Here is a 23,340-nt window from a genome sequence, read left to right on the forward strand (position 1 = left end):
CATCTAGCGAAAAAGAGAACGGTACCTATCGGGCAGAACCGCAACGGACCGGAGCTGCATCGTCTGCGCCATGGGGGTGGCATGGGGACAGGCCTGCTGGACAGCGGGGACGTCGGACTCGACCGGATCGAGGTGCGCCTGCTCGGGCCACTGCGGGTCCGCCGGCCCGACGGCTCCATCGTCGCCAGCGGCGCGTGGCGTACCGGCAAGACCACCGACCTGCTCCGGCTGCTCGCGCTGAACGCGGGCGAGCCGGTCCCGGCGATGACGTTGACCGAGACCCTGTGGCCCACGGTCGACGAGTCCCGGGCCCGGGCGAGCCTACGTACCGCCGCGTCCCAGATCCGCAAGGCGATGGGCGTCGACTGCGTGGGCCGCCGCTCCGGCGGACTGGTGCTGCTGGACGCCTGGGTGGACTCCGTCGCGTTCACCGGGCTGGCCGCCGACGCCGCCCGGGCCTACCGCGAGGGACGGCACGCCGACTGCCTGACCGTCACCCGCGAGGCGGAGGCGCTCTACGTCGACGACTTCCGGGCGTACGACGTCGACTCGGTGTGGGCGAGCGAGCACCGCGAGCGGCTCGCGGTGACCTACCTGTCGCTGCTGTCCGACGCCGCCGACGCCGCGGTCGCGCTGGGCTGGATGCACGACGCGGTGGAGTTCGCGTCCCGGGTGCTCGCCACCGACAGCTGGTCCGAGCGGGCGTACCGCGCACTGATGTACGGCTACGGCGGCCTCGGGCAGACTGCGCAGGCGCTGCGCGCGTTCGAGCGCTGCCGGGCCGTCCTCGCCGAGGAACTCGGCGCCGACCCCTCGCCGCAGACCCGGGCGGTGCATCTCCACCTGCTGTCGGCCGACCCGGTGACCCACACCGAGTGCCCGTTCGTCGGACGTACGGCGGAGTCGCGGTGGCTGGGCGACATCGTGCGGTCCACCGTCGGCAATGGCCTGCCGAGCATCGTGCACCTCGGAGGGGAGCCGGGTGTGGGCCGGTCCGCGCTGGTCGCGGAGGTGTGCCGGGCGCTCGACGTGCGGTTGATCCGCGCGGACGGCGACGGCCCGAACCCCGGCCGCGCCGGCCGCGCAGACCGCGCAGACCTTGTGGACCGCGTCCTCATGAGTCTCGACCAGCGGCCGGACGGCGGCGAGCCACCCGAACGCCTCGCCGCCACGATGTCCCGTTCGGCGCCCACCGTCGTCCTCGTCCGGGAGAGCGAGGACACACCGCCGGTGTACCGGAACGCCCTGTGCCGGGCCGTGCTCCGGGCGACCGGGCCGGTCGTCGTCGTACTCGTCTCCGGCACCGGCAAGGACACCTGCGAGCTGCTCTACGTGCACCGGGGCGGCACCGAGGTCGACCGCGTGCACCGGCTGGACCTGCCGCCCCTGGACGCGACCGAGCTCACCGAACTCGCCGAGGGCCTGCTCGCGGGTACGCCGACCGAGCCGCTGGTCGCGGAGTTGCTGGCGGTCAGTGGCGGCCTGCCCGGCCGGGCGATGGCCACCCTGAACACCTGGTCGCGGCGGGGACGCATCGTCTCCACCCCGGACGGCCTGGCGCTGATGCCCGTGCGTGAGCGCGGTGCGTCCACCATGCCGGACCTCGACGACGTCGCCGTCCGGACCGACGACGGGCAGGGGGACATCGGGTCGGCTCCGCAGTCGGTCCTCGCCCGTGCGTTCGACCAGCTCGACGCGGAGTCGCTGACGGTTCTGCAGTACGCCGCACTGCTGGAGCGCCCGCTGACCCCGGAACTGCTCGTACCGCTGCTCCGGCCCGACGACCAGGCCACCGATACCACCATCGCCGCGGGAATCGCCGCGGGCACCACGGCGGGAACCTCCGCGTACCCCTCCGGCGGACGAGCAGCCACCGACGTCGGCCACGCCACCGACGCAGCCGTGGAACGCGGGCGGATGCAGGCCCGCCTCGACCGGCTCGTCGACCTGGGCCTGCTGGTCCGTGACTACCGGGGCGCGGTGGCGTTCCGGGACCCGCTGCGACGGTCGGCGGTCCGTTACTGGCTGCGCCCCACCGTCCGGCGGCGGCTGCACGGCCGGATCGCCGCGCACGCCCCGATCCCGACCGGCGACCGGGTGCACCACTGGCTGGCGGCGGGTGAGCCGCAGCTGGCGTACCTCGCCGCCGTCGACGCGGCCAACGAGGCCGTGGCCGAGGACCTGCCCGACCAGGCGCGGGACTTCCTGCTGCGGGCCCGCGCGCTCGGCCCCGCCGACTCCGACGCCCTCGACCGCGCCGACCTGGACGAGCGGATCGCCGACGCCGAGGCGGCCATCGGCCGGCGGGAGGAGGCCCGGGAGACCTACGCCAGTGCGCTGCGGATCGCCCGTGCGCACGACCTGCCGGTGGAGAGCCGGCTCGTCCGCAAGCTGCGCACCCTGGACGACGCGCCCGGCCGCGACGCCGGTATGTCGGGTGGCTCCGGCCTGATCGCCCCTGGCGGCCCGGGTGGCGCCGACCGGTCCGTCCAGCACCTTCCGGCGCCGCCACCGGCCGGCGGCAACGGCGAGTTCGGTGTCGAGCCCGGCTCGCCGCCCACCGCCGACGCCGAACGCGTCCTGCGGGCGGCCGTCGAGGACGCCGACCAGGCAGCCGCCGCCGACGCCGGCGCGCACGCGCGATTGCTGTTCGCCCGCATCGTCGCCTTCCCCAGGCGCCGCCTCCACCAGGGCCGGCACCTGGCGCGGGAGGCACTCGCGCTGGCCACCCGCCCCGACCTGCGGGCGCAGGCCCTGCTGATCGCCAACCTTCCGGACGTCGTGCTGGGCAGTCCGAGCATCGTTGAACGCCCGCTGGCGGAGGCGGCCGAGCTGGCAGCGGGCGAGGGCATCCACCCGTCCCTGCTCGGCCGGATCAACCTGCTGCGCTGCCTGGCCGCGCACGACGCGGGCTCCCCGGCGTTCGAGCCGATGTGGGCCGAGTACCTCACCGCGTACCCGCGGCCCGAGGACGACCCGTCGTTCGGATGGGCGCGGGTCCGGATCCACACCGAGCGCGGCGACCTCGAGGCCGCGCAGGTGGCCGACCGGGTGGACCTGCCGGCGGCGTCCGGGCCGCTGATCACGCAGTTGCACGCGAGCGCCCGGGCCGACCTGCTGATCGCTCTCGGCCACCTCGACGAGGCCGCCGCGATCACGCAGACGCTGCTGGACCGGGCGACCGAGGACGGGTGCATCCTGATGGTGCCCGAGGCCGCCGCCCGGCTGGTGGTGCTGCGGTCGCCGACCGACCTGCGGGCCGCGCACCAGTACTTCGACCTGCTCGACTGGGCGATCGGGTCCGAGGGCGACCTGGCGCGGGAGAGTTGCTGGCGGCTGCTCGCCAGGGCCGCGATCCGCTCGGCTGACGGACGGCCCGCCGCGGCCGCCGGCGCCAGCGCGCTCGCCGCGCACGTCGCGGAATCAGCCGGGTTGGTGATGCTCGCCGCGCGGGCCCAACTCGACCGGGCGCGCCACCTCGCCGCCGCGGGTTCCTGGGTGGACGCCCGGCTCGCGGCCGCGGCCGCCGGGCGCGCGTTCCGCTCGGCCGGGCTGGAACACCTGGCCCGGGCGGCGGACTCGGCCACGTCGTCCGCGCCGCGGACCAGTGCCGCCGGCGAACGTCCCGTCGGCTGAACCTTCGACTCAGCTACTGCCGTGCCCAGCCGGTGTCGGTTCGGGAGCCCTAGGAGCGACCCGCACCAGGTTCGGCCGGATGATGCCCAGGTTGCGGTCCTGCCAGGCCATCCGCGCGTACCACAGCACGCCCAGCAGCGGCATCACCAGACTGACGAACAGCATGTAGAACGGGAGGACCAACAACGCCGGCCCGCGGTGCTTCCAGTGCAGGCACGCCACCAGCGCGGCGTACAGCACCAGCGCCACCGTGAGCGACGACACCAGTGCCACGCCACCGGCCACGTCGTCCACCGCGAGCCAGCGCAGGGGCGCCAGCGCGATGGTGACCACCCCGCCGTACACCCAGAACCACGGATGCCGGCCCACGAACCGCGCGTTCACCACGAACAGCCGGAACTCCCCACCGGCCCAGGCCAGCCGTTGCCGGAACCACCCCCGGGGTGTGCCGGGCACCGTCGTCGGCACCTCGAACGGAATGTGCGCCACCCGGTAGCCCAGTGCGCGCGCGATCAGGCCCACCTCCACGTCGTTGCCCTGGAAGAACAGCGAGTGGCGGCTCATCACGTCGGCGAGGACCTCGGTTCGGGCCACGTGGCACGCGCCCGAGACCAGCCACGAGGCGAGGAACCGGAACTGCATCGCCAGCCGGTACTCGTAGTGCTGGAGTCTCGCGAGCAGGGTGTCGGAGTTGAGTGGAACGAGCCGTACCGACGCGAGGTCGGCACCCTGGCGTACGAGTTCGCCGACCAGGAGGTCGAGCGGCCGCACCGTCGTGGTGTCGGCGTCGAGCGGAACGACGTACTTCGCCCGCACCATTTCCAGCGCGTCCCTGATCAGCCGGTCCCGCACGGTGCCGGAGGTGGCCCGGCGCCCGCCGGTCCGGGGAGCCGTGAACGACGCGACGAACACGCGGAACCCGTGCCGGCGGGCAAGCGCGTACAGGTCGGAGTAAAAGTCGTCGCTCTCGCCGGCGGGCGTGCACAGCACCACCCGGTCGCCGTGTGCCGAGAGATAGTCGGCGTTCTCCAGGTACCTGATGCTGCCCCAGATCGGGACCAGCACCTCGAAGTCGGAGTTCGCCCGGGTTCCCGCGAACGCGTAGACCCGTCCGCGGGCCCGCAGACTCGCCAGTGCGTCCACGGCCACGGCGACGGCCGGCACGCCGACCACCGCGAGGACGACCAGCGCGGCCGTCAGAGCTGACGTTGCTGCCATGGGTGTCACGGCTACCGGCCCTCAGCTCGCCAGGACGGCGAGGTCGGCGCCCGCCAGCAGTTCGGCCATCGCCCGGCGTACCTCGTCCGGGCGCGCGGTGGCGGCCCGGGAGCACAGCGTCCTGATCGCCGCCCAGGACGCGGCACCGTTCTCGGCCACGTCGACCTCCCGGATCCGCGGATGCGCCGTGGGCCGCTGCGCCTCGGAGGGGTCGAACAGCTCCTCGTGCAACTTCTCGCCCGGACGCAGACCAGTGACCACGATCTGCGGTTCGGGGCCGCCGGACAGGGCGGCGAACCGCTGGATGAGGTCGAGGATGCGCACCGGCTCACCCATGTCCAGCACGTACGTCTCACCCGCCTGGGCCAGCACGGACGCCTCGATCACCAGCGCGGCCGCCTCCGGGATGGTCATGAAGTACCGCGAAGCCGCCGGATGGGTGAGGGTGACCGGCCGACCGGCGGCGAGCTGCCAGCGCAGGGTCTCCACGAAGGAGCCGCGGCTGCCGAGCACGTTCCCGAAGCGCACCGAGGCGACCGTGGTGGCCGAGCCGGCCCGGCCCGCCACCGCCATCTCCGCCAGCCGCTTGGACATCCCGAGCACCGACGTGGGCCGGGCCGCCTTGTCGGTGGAGATGTTGATGAACCGCTCCACCCCGTGGGTGATCGACGCCTGCAGGACGACCGCGGTGCCGAGGACGTTCGTCCGGACGGCCGCCTCGGGGGAGTTCTCCAGAAGTGGCAGGTGCTTGTGTGCGGCCGCGTGGTAGACGATGCTCGGCCGGGCCCAGGCGAACACCCGGTTCAGCTTCGCCTCGTCGGAGACGTCCGCCAGCACGAAGTGCGAGTCGTCCAGCAGCGCGTTGCCGGACAGTTCCCGTTGCAGGGAGTACAACGCGTACTCATCGTTGTCGACGAAGAACATCTCGCCTACTCCCAGTCGCGACAGCTGCCGGACGATCTCGCCGCCGATCGATCCGCCGGCGCCGGTGACGAGGACGCGGCGCCCGGCAACGAGCCGCCTGGCTTCCTCGCCGTAGACCGGTTCAGCCGGTCGACCAAGGATGTGGGTGGGCGAAACTCCCAACATGGGGACGTACTCCTCCTGACGTCGGCCGGCCGATCGGCCGGAAACGAGGGGAAGCCTCGCGCCCGGCCGTGACGGTGACGTCAAGTCATCGAGTTGACGGAGTCGCCCTGACGCTCCGTACCTTGTTCACGCTCCGTTGACGCTGAGCCCGCATGCTCATCCACAGCAACTGGGGGGGCGGCGCGGCCGAGCTGGGGGCTCGGCCACGCCAGCGTGGGGGGACGGTGCGGCCGAGCTGGGGGGCTCGGCCACGCCAGCGTCGGGGGGACGGCGCGGCCGGGATCGGGAGGCCCGACCGCGCCACTCTTTGGGGGGACGTGGCGACGCGGCCGGATTCCGCACGGACTCCGGCCGCGTCGCCGCGGACAAGCGGTGACGGGGGACGTACCGGCGAGACGCTGGAGGGGAGCGTCTCGCCGGTACGCCGTTAGCCCAACTCCCGCGGATCTCCTGCGGATCTCCCGCGGATCGTGGCCGGTTCTCGCGGCCCCCGCATCCATCCCGGCCCGCTCGCGGACAGGCCGATCACAGGTGTCGGAACGACGGCATAGGCTCGGAAATCCCACGCCGCGTCGACGGCGCGGGCCCGAGGACCACGGTCGTTCGACAGGGGGTCATCCAGGTATGGGCGAGACCGGCAACGCCGATTACGCAGCCAACGCAGACGACTCAGCCAACACCGGCAACAGCGGCAACACGGGCTACCTCCGGTTTCCGACGATCAGCGGTGACACGGTGGTGTTCTGCGCCGACGACGACCTGTGGAGCGTGCCGGCGACCGGCGGCCGGGCCTTCCGGCTGACTGCCGGCGTTGCCGAGGCCGGTCGCCCCCGGATGTCACCCGACGGCTCCCGGATCGCGTTCGTCGGCCAGGAGGAAGGTCCCGGCGAGGTCTACGTCATGCCCGCGGCAGGCGGTGAGTCCCGGCGGCTCACCTTCGAGGCGGCGCGGGTCGGCGTCGCCGGCTGGCTGGATGCTGACACGATCGTCTACGCCAGCACCACCGGCCGGCCGGTGGACGAATACCGGCTGCGCGGCGTGTCCGCGGACGGTGGCCCGTCCGCGGAGCTTCCCTACGGCCAGGCCCAGTCGATCGCGTTCGGCCCGGCGGGCGGGGTGGTGCTCGGCCGCAACACCGCCGACCCGGCCCGATGGAAGCGCTACCGCGGCGGCACCGCCGGGCGGTTGTGGACCGACCCCGAGGGCAGTGGGGAGTTCCGCCCGCTGGTCGCCCTGCCCGGCAACCTCGCCAGCCCGTGCTGGGTCGGCGACCGCGTCTGGTTCCTGTCCGACCACGAGGGCATCGGCAACGTCTACTCCTGTACGCCGGACGGCGACGACCTGCGCCGCCACTCCGACCACGGCGACTACTACGCCCGCAACCTCTCCTCCGACGGCGCCCGGCTGGTCTACCACCACGCGGGCGACCTCTACCTCCTCGATCCCGCGCAGGATGAGCCGCGGCAGGTCCCGGTGGAGTTCGGGAGTTCCCGTACGCAACGCAACCGGCAGTTCGTCCCGGCGGGTGACCACCTCGACTCGGTCGGCCTCGGGCCCGACGGCAGTGACCTGGCCATCACCACCCGGGGCAAGGCGTTCTCGTTCGCCCACTGGGAGGGCGCGGTCCGCCAGCACGGCGAGCCGGACGGCGTTCGGCACCGGCTGCTGACCTGGCTGAACGACCACGCCAGGCTGGTCGCACTGGCCAGCGACGACCGCCCGGAGGAACGACTGGTCGTCCTCACCGCCGACGGCAGCGCGCTGCCACGGTGGCTGGACGACCTCGACCTCGGCCGGGTCGTGGAGCTGGCCGTGTCACCGCACGCGGACCAGGTGGCGGTGACCAACCACCGCAACGAGCTGCTGCTGGTCGACCTCGCCGCCGAGCCCCCGTCGGTACGCCCGATGGACCAGACGCCGCACGGCTCGATCACCGGGATCACCTGGGCGCCGGACGGCCGATGGCTGGCGTACTCCCGGCCCAGCAGCGCCAAGGTCCGCGCGATCACCCTGTGCCTCGTGGAGAGCGGGGAAACCTGGCCGGCGTCGCGTCCGGTGCTCGCCGACCACTCGCCGAGCTTCGACCCCGACGGCAGGTACCTCTACTTCCTCGGCCAGCGCGACTTCGTGCCGGTGTTCGACGCGCTGCAGTTCGAGGCGGGCTTCCCGCTCGGCACCCGTCCGTACGCCCTCGCGCTGCGCACCTCGGTCGGTTCGCCGTTCGTGCCGCAGCCCCGGCCGGTGGTCAGCGAGGCCGCCGCCACCCAGAAGAAGGCGGAGGAGGAACGCAAGGCGGAGGAGGACGTCTCCCACGACCACGTGCCTCCGGTCGAGATCGACGTGGACGGGCTGCCGGACCGGATCGTCGCGTTCCCCGTGCCGGAAGGGCGCTACGAACGGATCGCCGGGATCCGCGGCAAGGTGCTGTACTCCAGTTGGCCGCTGCAGAGCCCGCCCGAGGGACCCGGTCACCGCGAGGGCGGCGTTCTGGACGTCTACGACTTCGAGACGCAGAAGTCCGACCGGCTGATCGACGGACTGTCCGACTTCACCCTCGACCGCGGCGCGCACACGCTGCTCTACCACTCGGGCGACCGGCTGCGGGTGCTGCGCGCGGGAGAGAAGCCGCAGGACGACGGCGACGACCCGAGGCGGGCGACCGGCTGGGTCGACCTCGGCCGGGTGAAGGTGTCGGTGCGGCCCGGCGCGGAGTGGCGGCAGATGTTCCGGGAGACCTGGCGGCTGCAGCGCGACCACTTCTGGGTGGCCGACATGTCCGGGGTCGACTGGGACCGCATCTACGACCGCTACCTCCCGCTGGTCGACCGGGTGAGCACGCGGTCGGAGCTGTCGGACCTGATCTGGGAGCTGCAGGGCGAGCTCGGCACCTCCCACGCGTACGAGATGGGCGGCGCCTACCGGCCCGGCCCGCACTACGCGCAGGGCTTCCTCGGCGTCGACTGGGAGCTCGACCCCGACACCGGCCACTACCGGATCGGGCACCTGCTCGGCGGCGACCGGTGGAAGGACGACCTCACCTCCCCGCTCAACCGGCCCGGCGTCGACGTCGCCGCCGGCGACACCGTGCTCGCCGTCAACGGCCAGCCGATCGGCACCGCCGCCGACGGCACCCACCTGCCGCCGGGCGCTCCGCTGGTCAACCAGGCCGGCGAGGAGGTCCAGCTGACGGTCGTCCGCGGTGACGACGCGCCGCGCACCGTCACCGTGCGGGCCACCGGCTCCGAGCGAGCCGCCCGCTACCGCGACTGGGTGGAGGCCAACCGCGCCTACGTCGCCGAGCACACCGACGGCCGGGTCGGCTATCTGCACGTCCCCGACATGGGCAGCCGCGGGTTCGCGGAGTTCCACCGCGGGTTCCTGGGCGAGTACGACCGGGACGCGCTGCTGGTCGACGTGCGGTTCAACGGCGGCGGCTTCGTCTCCGGGCTGTTGCTGGAGAAGCTCGCCCGGCGCCGGCTGGGCTACGACTTCTCCCGCTGGCTGGAGCCGGAGCCCTATCCGTACGAGTCGCCGCGCGGGCCGCTGGTCACCCTCACCAACGAGTGGGCGGGGTCCGACGGCGACATCTTCTGCCACGCGTTCAAGATGCTCGGTCTGGGGCCGCTCGTCGGCAAGCGCACCTGGGGCGGTGTCATCGGCATCTCGCCCCGGCACTCACTCGCCGACGGTACGGTCACCACCCAGCCCGAGCACTCCTTCGCGTTCGACGACGTGGGCTGGCGGGTGGAGAACTACGGCACGGACCCCGACATCGAGGTCGACATCACGCCGCAGGACTACAGCGCCGGGCGGGACCCGCAGCTGGACCGGGCGATCGAGGCGGCGCTCGCCGAGCTGGAGGCCAAGCCGCCGCACACGCCGCGTCCCGCCGAACGCCCCCGCCTGGCCGCACCCACCCTCGCCCCTCGCGAACGCCGGTGACCACCGCCCATCTGCCGTACAAGCCGCGCTGGGGCGCCGCCGACCTGGCGGCGGCCGGATCTGGCGGTGGTCCGCGAGGAGAGCATCGACGTCAACCCGACGCCGCCGAGTGAGATCGCGATCATCGTCGAGGTCGTCTCGCCCGGATCCGAGCTGCCGGACCGCAAGGACAAGCCCGGGGAGTACGCCCAGGCGGGGATCCCGGTGTTCTGGCGGATCGAGACCCGAGGCGCGCTCGCGCTGGTCGCGCACGAACTCGTTGGTGCGGACTACCTCGAGCACGCCCCGGTGACCGACACGTTCGGCACCCGGCAGCCGTGGCCGCTGCAGATCGACGTACCTGATCTGGCGCGGGTCGGGCCCAGGCGCTGAGCTCCGACCGCCTGCTGCGGGGCGACCGGCCGCTCCGCAGCGCGCCGTGGCTCAGGGGTTCTCCTGCGCGTCGAAAGCGGCGCGGGCACGTTCGATGGCGGGCAGGTTGTCCGATGCCCAGGCCAGGAGTACGTCCACAGGGTGCCGAAGGGTCTTGCCCAGTGGCGTGATGCGGTACTGGATAGCGGTGGGACGCGTGGAGATGACGTCGCGTTCGATGACGCCGTTGCGCTCGAGGCGCCGAAGGGTGGCGGTCAGAGACTTCTGCGTGACCGCGGGAATCGAGCGCCGCAGCTCGTTGAAGCGACAGGGCCGCCCGCACAGCTCGTTGAGAACGCTCAGCGACCACTTGTCGAGCACCTGGTCGAGAAGCTCGCGGTGCGGCGCGTCGACGGTCAGCTCGCCATCGGTGTCCATGTCGTCGGTGTCGTCGGTGTCGTCGGTGCCGTCGGTATCCATGGGGAAACCTGGTCTCGTTGAAGTGTCCTGGAGGTACCAGGTATCAAGGGTATACCGCAGGATCCACGAGAACAGGAGCAGTCATGACCGTCCGCCACTTCACCCCGCCAGGCATGATGCAGCCGACCCCGTACCACCACGTGGCCGTGGGTACCGGAACGACCCAGGTGCACGTCAGCGGCCAGATCGCCCGCCAGGCCGACGGAACGCCGGTGGCGCCGGGAGGCCTTGCCGGCCAGGTCGCCCAGGCGCTGCGCAACACAGCTGCCGGCCTGGCCGGGGCAGGTGCGTCGTTCGCGGACGTTCTGCGCCTCACCTTCTACGTCACCCACTGGAGCCCGGAGCAGATCGACGACTTCATGGCAGGCGTGCAGTCCGTCGCCGAGGAGATCCGGCTGCCGATGCCGATGCCGCCGGCCTCACTCATCGGCGTCGACTACCTCTTCGAGCCGGACGTGCTCGTCGAGGTCGAGGCGACCGCGCTACTCGACTGATTCGCGGTCGGGCGGCGGGGCCGGGTCGGGGGCCGCGGAGCCGACGCCGAGGGCACGGGCGGCCAACTGGGCCAGGTGGGCGGGTTCACGCTCGCCTGCCTGGCGTACCTGCGTACGACAGCTGAAACCGTCGGCGAGCATCACCACGTCGGAGTCGGCCGCCCGCACCGCCGGCAGGAGCTTGCGTTCGGCGCAGTCCATCGACACCTCGTAGTGGCCCTTCTCGAAGCCGAAGTTGCCGGCCAGGCCGCAGCATCCGGAGTCGAGCACCTCCGCCTCCACCCCAAGCGCGCCGAGCACCTTGCGGTCCGCGACGAAGCCGAGCTCGGCGTGCTGGTGGCAGTGCACCTGGACGAGCGCGCGCTGACCGGGCCGGCGTACGTCCAGGTCGTCGGTGTGCTCGGCGAGCACCTCGGCGAGCGTGCGCGTCTGCCCCTTGAGCGTCGCCGCTGCGGGTTCGTCGGGCAGCAGGTCGGTCAGCTCGCCGCGGAACAACGCCGTGCAGCTCGGCTCCAGGCCCACCACCGGGACGCCGGCGTCAAGCCAGGGTTGCAGGGTGCGCAGCGTACGGCGCAACACCCGCTTGGCGGTGCCCAGCTGGCCGGTCGACACCCAGGTGAGCCCGCAGCACACCGGCTTGTCCGGGATCTCCACCCGGTAGCCCAGCGACTCCAGCACCGCCACCGCATCCATGCCGAGGTCGGGGTCGAACGCGTTGGTGAACGAGTCCGGCCACAGCAGCACCCGCGGCGCGTCCGCCGGCAGCGACGGCGCCGGACGGGAGCGGAAGCGGCGTACGAACGTCGTCGGCGCGAACTCCGGGATGTCGCGTTCGGGAGCGATGCCGCCGAGCCGCTTGGCCAGCGCGGCCAGCGGCCGGACCTTCGTCGCCGCGTTGGCCAGCCGGGCGAACGGCGCGGCCAGCCGCAGCCACAGCGGCAGGAACCCCATCGAGTAGTGCGACGCCGGCCGGACGCGTCCCTTGTAGTGCTGGCTGAGGAACTCCGCCTTGTAGCTCGCCATGTCCACGTTGACCGGGCAGTCGGTCTTGCAGCCCTTGCAGGACAGGCACAGGTCGAGTGCCTCGCGTACCTCTTCCGAACGCCAGCCGTCCTTGACCACCTCGCCGTTGGCCATCTCGAACAGCAGCCGGGCACGGCCGCGGGTGGAGTGCTTCTCCTCCCGGGTGGCGCGGTAGCTCGGGCACATCACGCCGCCGTCGGCGGACAGGCACTTGCCCACGCCCATGCAGCGCCGGGTCGCCCCGAAGAAGCCGTCCTCGTCGTGGGAGAACGCCAGCGTCGTGTCCGCCCGGATGGTGGGCGGCGCGACGAACACCCGCAGGTCCTCGTCCAGCTTCGCCGGTTGCACGATCCGCTTCGGGTTCATCAGCCCGGCCGGATCCCACGCGGACCGGAAGTCCTCGAACGCGCCCAGGATCGCCGGCGGATACATCCGGTCCAGGAGTTCGGCCCGGGCCTGGCCGTCGCCGTGCTCGCCGGACAGCGAGCCGCCGTGGGAGGTCACGAGGTCGGCCGCGTCCTCCATGAACCGCCGGAACCCGGCCACGCCCTCCGTCGAGAGCAGGTCGAAGTCGATCCGGACGTGGATGCAGCCGTCGCCGAAGTGGCCGTAGTAGATGCCCTGTCGCCCGTGCTCGGCGAGCAGCGCGTCGAAGCCGCGCAGGTAGCCGCCGAGCCGTTGCGGCGGGACCGCCGCGTCCTCCCAGCCGGGGTACGCCTCGCTGCCGTCGGGCAGCCGGGTGGTGCTGCCGGCGCCGTCCTCGCGTACCCGCCACAGCGCCTTCATCCGGCCGGGGTCGCTGACCACCACGCTGGTCGCTCCGTGGCCTGCCATCACCCGGGCCACCTCGCGGCCGCGGGCCTCGGCCTCGGGGACCGACTCGCCGCCGGTCTCGACGTACAGCCAGGCGCCGCCGTCCGGTAGCGCCTCCAGCGCGGGGTTGGAGGGGTTGCGGGCACGCACGATGGCGACGATCTTGGAGTCGACGCTCTCGATGGTGAGCGGGTGCAGGTCGAGCAGCGGTACGACATTGTCGGCGGCCACGAACTGGTCCGGGAACCCGAGCACGGTCAGCGCCCGCACCGGCGGCGACTCGACCAGGTCCACCTCCGCCTCGAGCAGCGTCGCGCAGGTGCCTTCGGTGCCGACCAGCGCCCGGGCGAGGTGGAAGCCCTGCTCGGGCAGCAGCTGGTCGAGGTTGTAGCCGGAGACCCGGCGGGTGAGGTCGGGAAACTCCGTACGCACCAGGTCGCCGTAGGTGTCCCGGACCGCGCGCAGGTCGCGGTAGAGGCGGCCCACCGCGCCGGGGTCGGCGCACAGCCGGGCCAGCTCGTCCTCACTGGTCGGCCCGGCGGTGAGCCGGGTGCCGTCGGTGAGGACCACGTCGAGCTCGGCCACGTTGTCGACCGTCTTGCCCCAGGCCACCGAGTGCGAGCCGCAGGCGTTGTTGCCGATCATGCCGCCGAGCGTGCAGCGGTTGTGGGTGGACGGGTCCGGTCCGAACGTCAGACCGTACGGCGCGGCCGCCTTGCGCAGGTCGTCCAGCACCACACCAGGCTGCACCCGCGCCCGCCGCCGGTCCGGGTCGACGGAGACGATCGCGTCGAGGTGCCGGCTGAAGTCCATCACCACCGCGGTGTTGACCGCCTGGCCGGCGATGCTGGTGCCGGCGCCGCGCGGAAGCAGCGGTACGCCGAGCCGGTGGCACGCGTCGACGGTGGCGAGTACGTCATCCACGTCGACCGGCTGCACGACCCCGACCGGCAGGTGACGGTAGTTGGAGGCGTCGGTGGAGAACATCGCGCGGGACCCCGCGTCGAACCGGACCGCGCCGCGGACGGCCTTCGCGAGTTCGCGGCGTACCGACTCGGTCAGGTCGGTGCCGATGCCGTCGGCGCCCGCCGACCTCGGCCGCGCTGCCGCGCTGTTCTGGGTCTGGGGGGGACTCTGCACGGATCCGAGCCTTCCACGCGCCGCCGGGCCGGGGGCGACGAGGGGTGGGACCCGGCCGGGCGCTTCGGACGCCGGGGTCGGTTCTGTGCCGGTTTCCGTACCGGATCCCGGCGGCGGTTCGGCCGGGGCGGTTCGGCCGGCGCCCTGTGGTGGACTTGCGCGGTGACCTTGCTGCTCGGCTGCTCCGACCTGGAACGACTGCTCGACGTGAACGCCTGCCTGGACGCGCTCCGGCAGGGGTTCGTGGCGGTCGGGTCCGATCAGCCGGACATCCCGCCGCGCAGGACGCGGACCGACCTGCCCGGCCCGGGGACGGCGACCGCGTTGCTGCCGGGCCTGGTGCCGGGCGTCCCGGCGTACACCGTGAAGGTCAACGCGAAGTTCCCCGGTGCGCGGCCCGCCCTGCGCGGGCTGGTGTGCCTGCACGACCTCGCCTCCGGTGAGCTGCTGGCCGTCCTGGACTCCGCGACCGTCACCGCGTGGCGGACCGGACTGGCGGCCGCGCTCGGCACGGACCTGCTGGCCCGGCCCGAGGCCGACCGGGTGGGCGTCGTCGGCGCGGGTGCGCAGGCCGACCTCGTGGTCCGCGGACTACTCGCTCTGCGGCCGGTGCGCGGGCTGGTCGTGCACGACCTCGATCCGGAGCGTGCCCGTGCTTTCGCCGCGGCGCACGGGGACCGCTGGGCGGTGGACGTCGACGTCGCGGCCGACCCTGCCGAGGTGGCCAGGCAGTGCGGCGTGGTCGTGCTGGCCACCTGGACTCGGGAGCCGCTGCTGTCGCGTACGGACGTACCACCCGGAACGCAGCTCACCTCCCTCGGCGCCGACGAACCAGGCAAGGTGGAGTTGACAGCGGACCTGCTCCGGCATGCCCGGGTGTTCGTCGACGACGTGGGCCTGGCCGCCGGCACCGGCGCGCTGGGCAACGTAGGACTCGGACCCGACCACGCGGCCGGAACCCTCGCGGAGGTGCTGACCGGCCGCCGGGCGGGGCGGACAGCGCCGGAGGAGGTCACGGTGTACGCGCCGGTCGGTCTGCCGTGGCAGGACCTCGCACTGAGTTGGCTCGCCTACGACGCCGTGCGCGCCACCGGACTCGGCACGTCGTACGACTGGCTGGCCTGAGCGATCTCGCGAACCCTCAGCGTCGTCCGTCCCTGTCAGGAGCGCGCGGCCCGGGCGTTCTCCCAGCTCGCGCTGGTTGCAAAGTAGGTGTCGTAGAGCTCCTGCACCTCGAGCAGGCTCTCCGGTGGCACCTTGCCGTAGGCGATGCGCTCGAGGTGGCGGAAGTACTCGAACCGCTCGACGCCCGGGGTGATGACGATCAGAATGTCGGCGTCCTCTCCCGGTGCGGCGGCGAAGGCGTGGGGGAGACCTGGTGGTACGACGACCAGATCGCCCCGCTCGGCGGTCACGACCTGCTCGCCGGACAGCAGCTGCGCCGTACCGTCCAGCAGGTAGAACAGCTCGGCCGAGTTGGCGTGGTGGTGCGGCCTGGCGCCGTCCGCGCCGTCGGTCAGGCTGACCCGCTGGGTGGACAACGCGCCACCGGTGGCACTGCTGTCCGCGAGCAACCGGATCGTGGTCGGGGCGCGGCCGACCACCTCCGCGTCCGCGGAGCGCACGATCACGGAACTGTCGAAGGTCGAAGCGATCAGCGACATGCGACTGGTCCTTTCGAGAAGTCTTACGGGAGTACGAGAAGCCTCACGGTGTACGAGAGGCCTTACGGGGTTGCGGATCGCAGCCCTCACACCGCGAACAGAAGTGCCGCGCTGACGACCATGACCACAGCCGTGGCGAGGTGGATGCCGTACGCGGTGGCCCGGCTCCCGCCGTGGCGGAGCACGATCAGCATGTCCGCGATCGGAGCAATGGTGACCACCAGCATGAACCAGGCCTCCGCCCGCGGGCCGGCGAACGCGAGCAGCGCGAGCCCGACAAGGCCGTACGTGCCGTCGCGCACTCCCTTGATGGTGAGGTACGCCGAGTCGCCGTCCTGTTTGGCGGGGACGCCGTAGCCGGCTGCTGCCGCGTGCGGAACCAGCAGGAACCGCGCGCCGATGAAGATGATGAACAGGCCGAGGACGATGGCGAGCCCGTAGGCGAGGTAGGTGAGCACAGGGGTTCCTTTGCTAGCGTCGCTAGATTCGAGAGTGACGCTAACATGCCATCGGCAGGATTACTAGCGGTGCTAGCCTGCGGGTATGCCGATCCAGAAGCGCCGGGAACGCGAGCGCGCCGAGCGGGAACGCCTGATCGTCACGGCCGCGCGCGAGTTGGCCGAGTCGGAGGGCTGGGACGCGGTGACGACGCGTCGGCTCGCCGACGAGATCGAGTACAGCCAGCCCGTTCTCTACAGCCACTTCAAGGGCAAGAACGCGATCATGGCCGCGGTGGCGCTGGAGGGTTTCGCCGAGCTCACGGCCGATCTCCGTGCCGCCCGGACGGCGGCGCCGAACCCTCGTGACGCCCTGACCGGGGTCGGAGCCGTGTACGCCGCCTTCGCCGAACGCCGCCCCGCCTTGTACGACGTGATGTTCACGCTCCCCGTCGACCTGCCGTTCGCCAGCCCGGAGTCGCCGGCTCCCCTGCAGGAGGGCTTCGCCGAACTCCGCGAGACGATGCGTCCGCTCGCGGGCGAGGAGAGTCCGGACGTGCTCGCCGAAACGTTCTGGAGCGCCCTGCACGGGCTGGTCACCCTGATGCGCAACGGCCGGCTCCGAGTGCAGGAGCACGACGTGCGGATGGCCGCCCTGATCAGCCGGTTCTCCGCCTAGTTACTCAGTTGGCCGGCCGCCGAAGCGCCAGAGATGCACCTCGGTGTGAGCGTCTCCGCGTGCGGGGAGCAGGGCTGCCGCGGCTTCGGGGTTCGGTGCCTCCACGGCAGCCGCCCGGCCGAGGACGGTTTCGCCGTCGAGGCTGCGCAGACCGCCGTACACGATCAGGTGTGGTGAGGTGAGCGGCTCGGGCTCGGAGCCGTCGAGAGCGACCAGAAGGTACCGGCCGTAGCCCTCGACAGCTCCGGTGAAGTCCCACATCGTGTGCCCGAGCACGTTGTCGAAGCGGCACAGCAGCACCGACTCGAAGGCGCCCGCACGGAAGTACGGCTCCTCGTAGGCGAACTCACGTGCAGCCCGCACATCCGGGAGGTCCACGATGTGCAGGCTGCCCGTGGACTCGGCGTCGTCGCCGTGCCCGGTCAGCGTGGGACCACGGGCGACCAGCCGATCGGCGTACCGGTCCATGAAGTCCCAGTGCTCGTTGCTCATCCGGACCTTGAGCGGGAACGCTCCAGGGCGGTCGCGGCCGTAGACGAAGTACTCCACGGCCGCTCAGCCTATGACCTCGAAGGCAGCGTCAGACGGCCGCGGCTCCCTGCGGGTGGCGGTCCGAGGATCGCGCGAGGCGCAGTACGTTGGCCACCAGGTGGTGTCCGGCACGTCCGGTCGCGCTGAGGATCGACTCCGGGTGGAACTGCACCGCCCAGCGTCGCCGTACGTCGTCCGCGAGCGCCATCGCCACCCGCACCTCGCCCGGATCGTCGGTCACCGCGAGGACGTCGAAGCCGGGAACGTTCTCCGGCGTGGCGTACAGCGAGTGGTATCGCCCGGCGGTGAACGACGAACCCAGTCCGGCGAGCAATCCGCTGTCCCTGTTGGCCTCTTCGTCCTCTGTCACGACCCGCACCGACCCCGGCTTGCCGTGCGCGGGCCGGGGAAGCAGGTCAAGCGACCCGCCGGCGTACTCCACCATCGCCTGCAGGCCGAGACACACCCCGAACACGGGAAGGCCACGAGCCTCCAGCGCGGCCAACAGGTGTGCGCAGCCGAAGTCCGCCGGCCGGCCAGGCCCCGGTGACAGCACCACGAGATCGGGTTCCAGGGTGTCGAGTCGCTCGACCGGGAAGCCGTACCGCAACGTCACCACCTCCGCGCCGTGCTGGCGGAAGTAGTCGCCGAGCGTGTGTACGAAGGAATCCTGGTGGTCCACCAGCAGCACCCGCAGGCCCGCACCGGCGGATTCGTCCGTGCTGGTGGAGATGTGGCGATCACCGCCGGACGGTCCACGATCGGGTGCGGACATGGTGTCAAGGAGAGCTTGCGCCTTGAGCAGGGTCTCGCGTTCCTCCTCGTCCGGGTCGGAGTCGTACAGCAGTGTCGCGCCCGCGCGCACGCTCGCGACCGAGTTCTCGACCTGGGCGGTACGCAACGTCAGCCCGGTGTTCATCGACCCGTCGAAGCCGACGAACCCGACCGCGCCGCCGTACCAGCGCCGCGGCGCGGACTCGGCGTCCTCGATGAACTGCATCGCCCACTGCTTCGGCGCGCCGGTCACGGTGACCGCCCACATGTGCGTCAGGAACGCGTCGAACGCGTCCATGCCCGGCCGTAGCCTGCCCTCGATGTGGTCCACGGTGTGGATCAGCCTGCTGTAAAGCTCGACTTGACGGCGGCCGATGACCCGCACGCTGCCGGGCACACAGACCCGTGCCTTGTCGTTGCGGTCCACGTCGGTGCACATGGTGAGTTCGCTCTCGTCCTTGGTGGAGTTGAGCAACGTCGCGATCTGGGCGGCGTCCTCCAGCGCGTCCCGGCCACGGCGGATCGTGCCCGCGATCGGGCAGGTCTCCACCCGGTCCCCCTGGACGCGTACGTACATCTCCGGCGAGGCGCCGACGAGGTACTCGCCCTCGCCGAGATTGCAGAAGAACTCGTACGGGGCAGGGTTCTGGGTGCGCAGTCGTTCGTAGAAGGCAGCCGGTGAGTCGCAGCGGCCACTGAGCACGTGGCTCGGCGTCATCTCGAACAGATCGCCACGTCGGAAGCGTTCCCGCGCGGTACGGACGATCTCCGCATACCGGCCGGGTGTCGGCGGCGCGGGCACCGGGTGGGTCTCCGGTGGCGGCGTGGGCGCGGTGTGCCGCGCCAGCCCGGCCGTGGTCCGCCCGCCCACCTCGAAGTCGTACGAATACAACATGCTCGTCTCCCGCTTGCGGTCCACCACGACGAGCCGGTCCGGTAGGTGCAGGACGAGATCACGGTGCGGGTCGGCCGAGCGGTCGTGCCGCAGTCGTACCGGCTCGAACTGGAACGCCAGGTCGTAGCCGTACGCGCCGTACAGCCCGAGGTGCGGGTCGACCGGGCTGGCGAACGCCGCGACGACCGCCCGCAGCGCGGTGAAGACCGTCGACTGCCGGCTGCGCTCTTCCTCGGCGAAGGATTCAGCCGACTCGGGAACGACGACCGCGCAACGCGACTCCTCGTCCAGCACGATCTCGCCGGCGCCGGACATCGCGGCGGCGACCACGGGCAGCAGGACCGTGCCGCGTTCGTTCAGTGCGCGGGCCTCGATCCGCCGGCCGTACGCGAGGAGTTCGATCGGCGGGTCGACATAGCCGAGGTGCCAGCGGCTGTAGCGGCCCGGATAGTCGACGCCGGAGGAGAGGACCGCGCCCCGGCGGTTGTCGAGATCGGCGACGAGGTTGGTGAGGACGCTCTCCTCGACGGGAGTGGCGGTGCGGGTGATCGCGACGCCACCGGCGGTGGCGTACGCGGTCGATGCGGGCTGGGGTGGTTCGAGCACGTCGGTGGGCCTTTCGGGAGGGCCCGCACCGGTGGTTCGGCGTCCGTGCCGTAGGTGGTTCTACCTGCCGGACAACGAGAAACGACCGCCGGTGAGGGCGGTCGTCGCTTGCGAATGCGTCAGGATGCGCAGGTCGGGGCGGCCGCCGGAAGGGGGCGCCACCACCACTGCTGCGCGTGACTCTGCATGCCGGGCAGCCTAACCCATGACCGAGTGCGCCGGTAGGGAAAAGTCGCTCAGGCGACCGCGGAGAGCGGTGCCATGCCGAACGTCGTACGCAGTCCGTCCTCGCCGGCCTCGGTCACCCGCACGCCCCGGCCGCTGCCCACCCGGGTGAGCCACTCCAGCGCGAACAGCCGCTCGGTCAGGCCGGCGCCGACCGCGCCGGCGAGGTGGTTGCGGCGTTCGGTCCAGTCCAGGCAGTCGCGGACGAGCGGCCGGCGTCCGCGGGCCAGCCCGGCCACGTCCACGCCGAAGTCGGTGAGCGCGTCCCGGCCCGCCGGGGTGAGCGCCGGGCCGTCGGTGGTCACGATGCCGCGGGCGCGCAGCGCGTCGGCCAGCGCCACGCCCGCGCGCCCGGCGAGGTGGTCGTAGCAGGTACGCGCGGCGGCGAGGGCCCGGCCGCGGGAGGCGGCGCGCAGGCTGGTGACCGGGGTCGGAGGCGCGATCTGCAGCAGCGGCTCGATCGCCTCGGCGATCTCGGTCCCCGCCAGCCGGAAGTATCGGTGCCGGCCCTGCGTCACCACCGTCGCCAGGCCGCCGGAGACCAGCCGGGCAAGGTGTTCGCTGGCGGTCGACGGGGCGACCTCGGCGGCCCGGGCGAGCTCGCTCGCGGTCCAGGCGCGGCCGTCGAACATCGCCAGCAGCATGGCCGCGCGGCTGCGGTCGGCGAGCAGGCCGGCGATCCGGGCGAGGTCCACGTCTGCGGGCATGCCGCCACCGTACCCACGGCACGTTTCGGCACCGCCCGAACGATCGGAACCCTAGCGTCGCAGGCATGTCAGTCCATCTCGGCTCGACCCAGCTCACGTCGTCCGCCCACCGGACGATCACGCCCTCGGTCCTGTACTTCGGCACCCCCGTGGTCCTGATCACCACCCGCAATCCGGACGGATCGGCGAACATCACGCCGATGTCGTCGGCGTGGGCGCTCGGCTCGACCGTCGTCCTGGGCCTGGGCGACTCCGGCCAGGCGGTGCCGAACCTCGAGCGCGAACGTGAGTGCGTCCTCAACTTCCCGTCGGCGGACCTGTGGGAACGCGTGGAACGGCTGGCTCCGCTGACCGGCCGCCACCCGGTCCCGGACGCGAAGGCGGACCGATATCGCCACGAGCCGGACAAGTTCGGCGCGGCCGGGCTCACCCCGGTGCCCTCGCAGACGGTGCGCCCGCCGCGCGTCGCCGAGTGTGCGCTGCACCTCGAGGCCGAGGTCGTCTCGATCCGGCCGGGCGCCGAGGGCGGCTTCCGGATCGTGGAGACGCAGGTGCGCCGGGTACACGCGGCCGACGACATCACCGTCCCGGGAACCAGCCACGTGGACACCGACCGGTGGCACCCGCTGCTGTACGTGTTCCGGCACTACTTCGGTACGGGGCCGCGGCTGGGGCGGACGTTCAAGGCGCAGACGTGAGGAACCTCGTGAGCTCGTCGTGGGTGGGGATGCCCGAGCGGCCGTCGATCGCGCGGCAGGCCAGGGCCGCCGCGCCGTTGGCGTAGCGTACGGCGTCCGCGGGATCCAGGCCGCGGTCGACGGCGAGCAGCAGCGCGCCGTGGAAGACGTCGCCCGCCCCGAGGGTGCTCACCACGTCGACGGCGAATCCGGGTACGTGCACCGGCCCGCCGGTCGTGGGCAGCAGGTGTGCGCCGTCGCCGCCCGCGGTGGCGACCACGAGGCCGGCGCCGTCGGCGCGGGCGCGTTCCAGCAGCGCGACCACGGGCTGGTCGCCGTACGTCAGCCGCAGCCGGTCGAGCGTCGGGCCGTAGAGGTGCACGCCGCGCGGGTGGAAGCCGGGGATCGGGTTGCCCTCGTCCACCGAGATCCTCGGCGCGGGCGGCCCGATCCTGGACCCGACGGCCAGCACGTCGCGGGCCGCCGGCCAGCCCAGGTGGTCCAGGTGCACCCAGGCCGCGTCCGCCACGAGCTTCCGTGCGCGCGGCCCGAGCTCGAACGCCGGCAGCGGGCGGGTGCAGATGGCCCGCGTACCCGAGGACCGGTCGACCAGGACGACACTCGCGCCACCGGCACCGGCGGGTACGGGAACGACGCCGGACACGTCGACACCCTCCCGGGTCAGGTCCGCCACGATGCGTTCCCCGGTCGGGTCCTCGGCGATCGGCCCGACGAACGCGACGTCCCCGCCGAGCCTGGCGGCGGCCACCGCGGCGGTGGCGGAGTTGCCGCCGCCCGCGTGCACGAGCGCTTCGGCGAGCAGCCGCTGGTCCGGCCCCGGAAGGTGCGGGACGACCGCGATCGCGTCGTCGTTCACCGAGCCGACGAAGACCAGCCGGCTCATGCGTCCGGCCAGGGCCGGGCGTTCGCGGACACGATCGCGGCGAGTTCGCGGAGGTAGGGCACGGACTCCTCGCGCAGCAAGCGCTTCCGGTCCGCGGCGGGCAGCGCGTTCGTCCACAGTGCGCGGCCGGCGAGCATCCCGGAGGCGCCGCCCCGGCAGCATGCCGCCACCGCGGCCGGGAAGTCGGCGCGTTCGACGTGGGAGGACAGCACCACCCACGGGCAGGCGACGGATCCGGTGAGTTCGGCCGCGGCGGCGGTGATCCGGTCGGCGTCACCCCGGCCGAAGTACGGCACCTCCGCCTTGTAGAGCGAGGGTTCGACCGCGCCGAGCTCCCGCGCGCAGCGCAGCAGGGCCGCCTCCCGGTCGAACGTGCCGCTCGCCTGCTGGTCCCCGGTCGGGCGTACGACACCCTCGACGATGCTCGGCATCCCCGCGTCCCGGCAGGCCGCGACGAACCGGGCGGCGTCCTCCACGCGGTCGGCCATGTGCTCGTCCTCGCGCCACACGATCAGCAGCTTGGCCGCGACCACTCCCTGTGCGGCGTACTTCGGCAGGTCCAGCGTCTGGTCGAACACCGCGTCGCCGACCACCTCCCCCGGACGGGCGGCCAACCGGTCGGCGGCGACGATCCGTCCGGTCCGCGGACCAGGTGACGGGCTGCCGGCGAGGATGTCCTCGCCGAACTCCGGGTCGGCGAGGAAGCCGGACGCCTCCGGTCCCAGCGCGACCGCCACGTCCTGCTTGAACTCGCGCAGCTCCGCATCGGGCACCGCGTCGGTGCCGCGGCCGGAGGTCTGGGCCAGCATGCCGCGCAGCGACTCCCGCTGGTCCATCGCGACCATCACGAACGTGCCGTCGGGGCGGGCGAGCCCGCGCAGGCCGGGATCCGGCATCGGTGCCTCACAGTCCTGGGATCGTTCCCACATGATTGGTAGGTGGTCGGTCGCCGTGGTCGTTCGGGCAGCTCGTTCTCGGGCGATCATGCCAGGGCGACGCTCGGCGGGTGGAGAGTCGACGGGAGGTGATCTCGCCTCGGGTCGCTCCCGCCATCG

Annotated in this window: 18 protein-coding genes; 7 read left to right on the forward strand and 11 right to left on the reverse strand. The window is 72.5% G+C overall.

The annotated features are described in order from the left end of the window. Window positions 1-81 precede the first annotated feature (81 nt). Window positions 82-3,636 (forward strand): BTAD domain-containing putative transcriptional regulator, encoded by a 3,555-nt coding sequence (locus FHR37_RS27095; RefSeq protein WP_092883993.1) that lies wholly within the window; start codon window positions 82-84, stop codon window positions 3,634-3,636. 9 nt (window positions 3,637-3,645) lie between these two features. On the opposite strand, the gene FHR37_RS27100 is transcribed toward FHR37_RS27095, so the two are convergent. Together FHR37_RS27100 and FHR37_RS27105 are read right to left on the reverse strand one after the other, a co-directional pair. After that, window positions 3,646-4,854 carry a glycosyltransferase family 2 protein gene (locus FHR37_RS27100; protein ID WP_092883994.1) on the reverse strand — a complete coding sequence of 403 codons (1,209 nt, stop codon included), beginning with the start codon at window positions 4,852-4,854 and terminating at the stop codon, window positions 3,646-3,648. Between the two features lie 21 nt (window positions 4,855-4,875). Continuing rightward, on the reverse strand, window positions 4,876-5,943 hold the full coding sequence (locus FHR37_RS27105) for a polysaccharide biosynthesis protein (protein ID WP_092883995.1): 1,068 nt from the start codon (window positions 5,941-5,943) through the stop codon (window positions 4,876-4,878). A 624-nt stretch (window positions 5,944-6,567) separates the two neighbouring features. Between FHR37_RS27105 and FHR37_RS27110 the strand changes: the two genes are divergently transcribed. Further along, window positions 6,568-9,885 carry a S41 family peptidase gene (locus FHR37_RS27110; protein ID WP_092883996.1) on the forward strand — a complete coding sequence of 1,106 codons (3,318 nt, stop codon included), beginning with the start codon at window positions 6,568-6,570 and terminating at the stop codon, window positions 9,883-9,885. A 60-nt stretch (window positions 9,886-9,945) separates the two neighbouring features. Then, a complete protein-coding gene (locus FHR37_RS27115; RefSeq protein ID WP_238345634.1) occupies window positions 9,946-10,257 on the forward strand; it encodes a Uma2 family endonuclease in 312 nt (103 codons plus the stop codon). A gap of 51 nt (window positions 10,258-10,308) precedes the next feature. On the opposite strand, the gene FHR37_RS27120 is transcribed toward FHR37_RS27115, so the two are convergent. Then, window positions 10,309-10,716 (reverse strand): winged helix-turn-helix transcriptional regulator, encoded by a 408-nt coding sequence (locus FHR37_RS27120; protein ID WP_202818133.1) that lies wholly within the window; start codon window positions 10,714-10,716, stop codon window positions 10,309-10,311. Between the two features lie 83 nt (window positions 10,717-10,799). Between FHR37_RS27120 and FHR37_RS27125 the strand changes: the two genes are divergently transcribed. Continuing rightward, the gene (locus FHR37_RS27125; protein WP_092883998.1) at window positions 10,800-11,210 is read left to right on the forward strand and encodes a RidA family protein; all 411 of its coding nucleotides are present in this window, start codon (window positions 10,800-10,802) and stop codon (window positions 11,208-11,210) included. Here the strand turns inward: FHR37_RS27125 and FHR37_RS27130 are convergent. Then, window positions 11,199-14,186 carry an FAD-binding and (Fe-S)-binding domain-containing protein gene (locus FHR37_RS27130; RefSeq protein WP_092883999.1) on the reverse strand — a complete coding sequence of 996 codons (2,988 nt, stop codon included), beginning with the start codon at window positions 14,184-14,186 and terminating at the stop codon, window positions 11,199-11,201. The genes FHR37_RS27125 and FHR37_RS27130 overlap by 12 nt on opposite strands. Window positions 14,187-14,348: 162 nt before the next feature. Between FHR37_RS27130 and FHR37_RS27135 the strand changes: the two genes are divergently transcribed. Beyond that, a complete protein-coding gene (locus FHR37_RS27135; RefSeq protein WP_092884000.1) occupies window positions 14,349-15,311 on the forward strand; it encodes an ornithine cyclodeaminase family protein in 963 nt (320 codons plus the stop codon). 35 nt (window positions 15,312-15,346) lie between these two features. On the opposite strand, the gene FHR37_RS27140 is transcribed toward FHR37_RS27135, so the two are convergent. Beyond that, window positions 15,347-15,850, reverse strand: a complete 504-nt coding sequence (locus tag FHR37_RS27140) for a cupin domain-containing protein (RefSeq protein ID WP_092884001.1) — start codon at window positions 15,848-15,850, stop codon at window positions 15,347-15,349. 86 nt (window positions 15,851-15,936) lie between these two features. Next, window positions 15,937-16,308: a DUF4267 domain-containing protein gene (locus tag FHR37_RS27145; protein ID WP_092884002.1), complete on the reverse strand. Its 372-nt coding sequence runs from the start codon at window positions 16,306-16,308 to the stop codon at window positions 15,937-15,939. A gap of 85 nt (window positions 16,309-16,393) precedes the next feature. On the opposite strand from FHR37_RS27145, the gene FHR37_RS27150 reads away from it, so the two are divergent. Continuing rightward, a complete protein-coding gene (locus FHR37_RS27150; RefSeq protein WP_092884003.1) occupies window positions 16,394-16,966 on the forward strand; it encodes a TetR/AcrR family transcriptional regulator in 573 nt (190 codons plus the stop codon). Here FHR37_RS27150 and FHR37_RS27155 read toward each other — a convergent pair whose 3' ends face one another. The 3 genes from FHR37_RS27155 to FHR37_RS27165 form a co-directional block, all read right to left on the reverse strand. Beyond that, window positions 16,967-17,515, reverse strand: coding sequence for a YciI family protein (locus tag FHR37_RS27155; protein ID WP_092884004.1), 549 nt, complete (start codon window positions 17,513-17,515; stop codon window positions 16,967-16,969). 31 nt (window positions 17,516-17,546) lie between these two features. Beyond that, window positions 17,547-19,772, reverse strand: a complete 2,226-nt coding sequence (locus tag FHR37_RS27160; protein ID WP_092884005.1) for an anthranilate synthase component I — start codon at window positions 19,770-19,772, stop codon at window positions 17,547-17,549. Between the two features lie 236 nt (window positions 19,773-20,008). After that, window positions 20,009-20,704: an ArsR/SmtB family transcription factor gene (locus FHR37_RS27165; RefSeq protein ID WP_092884006.1), complete on the reverse strand. Its 696-nt coding sequence runs from the start codon at window positions 20,702-20,704 to the stop codon at window positions 20,009-20,011. A gap of 65 nt (window positions 20,705-20,769) precedes the next feature. On the opposite strand from FHR37_RS27165, the gene FHR37_RS27170 reads away from it, so the two are divergent. After that, window positions 20,770-21,402, forward strand: a complete 633-nt coding sequence (locus tag FHR37_RS27170; protein ID WP_092884007.1) for a flavin reductase family protein — start codon at window positions 20,770-20,772, stop codon at window positions 21,400-21,402. Here FHR37_RS27170 and FHR37_RS27175 read toward each other — a convergent pair. Continuing rightward, a complete protein-coding gene (locus FHR37_RS27175; protein WP_092884008.1) occupies window positions 21,386-22,285 on the reverse strand; it encodes a carbohydrate kinase family protein in 900 nt (299 codons plus the stop codon). The genes FHR37_RS27170 and FHR37_RS27175 overlap by 17 nt on opposite strands. After that, window positions 22,282-23,181: a hypothetical protein gene (locus FHR37_RS27180; protein ID WP_092884101.1), complete on the reverse strand. Its 900-nt coding sequence runs from the start codon at window positions 23,179-23,181 to the stop codon at window positions 22,282-22,284. The genes FHR37_RS27175 and FHR37_RS27180 overlap by 4 nt, the downstream gene beginning before the upstream one ends. Between the last annotated feature and the right edge of the window lie 159 nt (window positions 23,182-23,340).

The sequence above is a fragment of the Actinopolymorpha cephalotaxi genome, assembly GCF_013408535.1.
In the GTDB taxonomy this organism is placed as follows: Bacteria; Actinomycetota; Actinomycetes; order Propionibacteriales; family Actinopolymorphaceae; genus Actinopolymorpha; species Actinopolymorpha cephalotaxi.

What these genes read in the sequence shown, in the direction of transcription:
- FHR37_RS27110 (WP_092883996.1), top strand. Translation starts at nt 6,568, where the DNA reads ATGGGCGAGACCGGCAACGCCGATTACGCAGCCAACGCAGACGACTCA.
- FHR37_RS27180 (WP_092884101.1), bottom strand. Translation starts at nt 23,181, where the DNA reads ATGCCGGATCCCGGCCTGCGCGGGCTCGCCCGCCCCGACGGCACGTTC.
- FHR37_RS27165 (WP_092884006.1), bottom strand. Translation starts at nt 20,704, where the DNA reads ATGCCCGCAGACGTGGACCTCGCCCGGATCGCCGGCCTGCTCGCCGAC.
- FHR37_RS27150 (WP_092884003.1), top strand. Translation starts at nt 16,394, where the DNA reads ATGCCGATCCAGAAGCGCCGGGAACGCGAGCGCGCCGAGCGGGAACGC.
- FHR37_RS27100 (WP_092883994.1), bottom strand. Translation starts at nt 4,854, where the DNA reads ATGGCAGCAACGTCAGCTCTGACGGCCGCGCTGGTCGTCCTCGCGGTG.
- FHR37_RS27170 (WP_092884007.1), top strand. Translation starts at nt 20,770, where the DNA reads ATGTCAGTCCATCTCGGCTCGACCCAGCTCACGTCGTCCGCCCACCGG.
- FHR37_RS27105 (WP_092883995.1), bottom strand. Translation starts at nt 5,943, where the DNA reads ATGTTGGGAGTTTCGCCCACCCACATCCTTGGTCGACCGGCTGAACCG.
- FHR37_RS27125 (WP_092883998.1), top strand. Translation starts at nt 10,800, where the DNA reads ATGACCGTCCGCCACTTCACCCCGCCAGGCATGATGCAGCCGACCCCG.
- FHR37_RS27175 (WP_092884008.1), bottom strand. Translation starts at nt 22,285, where the DNA reads ATGAGCCGGCTGGTCTTCGTCGGCTCGGTGAACGACGACGCGATCGCG.
- FHR37_RS27095 (WP_092883993.1), top strand. Translation starts at nt 82, where the DNA reads ATGGGGACAGGCCTGCTGGACAGCGGGGACGTCGGACTCGACCGGATC.
- FHR37_RS27120 (WP_202818133.1), bottom strand. Translation starts at nt 10,716, where the DNA reads ATGGATACCGACGGCACCGACGACACCGACGACACCGACGACATGGAC.
- FHR37_RS27140 (WP_092884001.1), bottom strand. Translation starts at nt 15,850, where the DNA reads ATGTCGCTGATCGCTTCGACCTTCGACAGTTCCGTGATCGTGCGCTCC.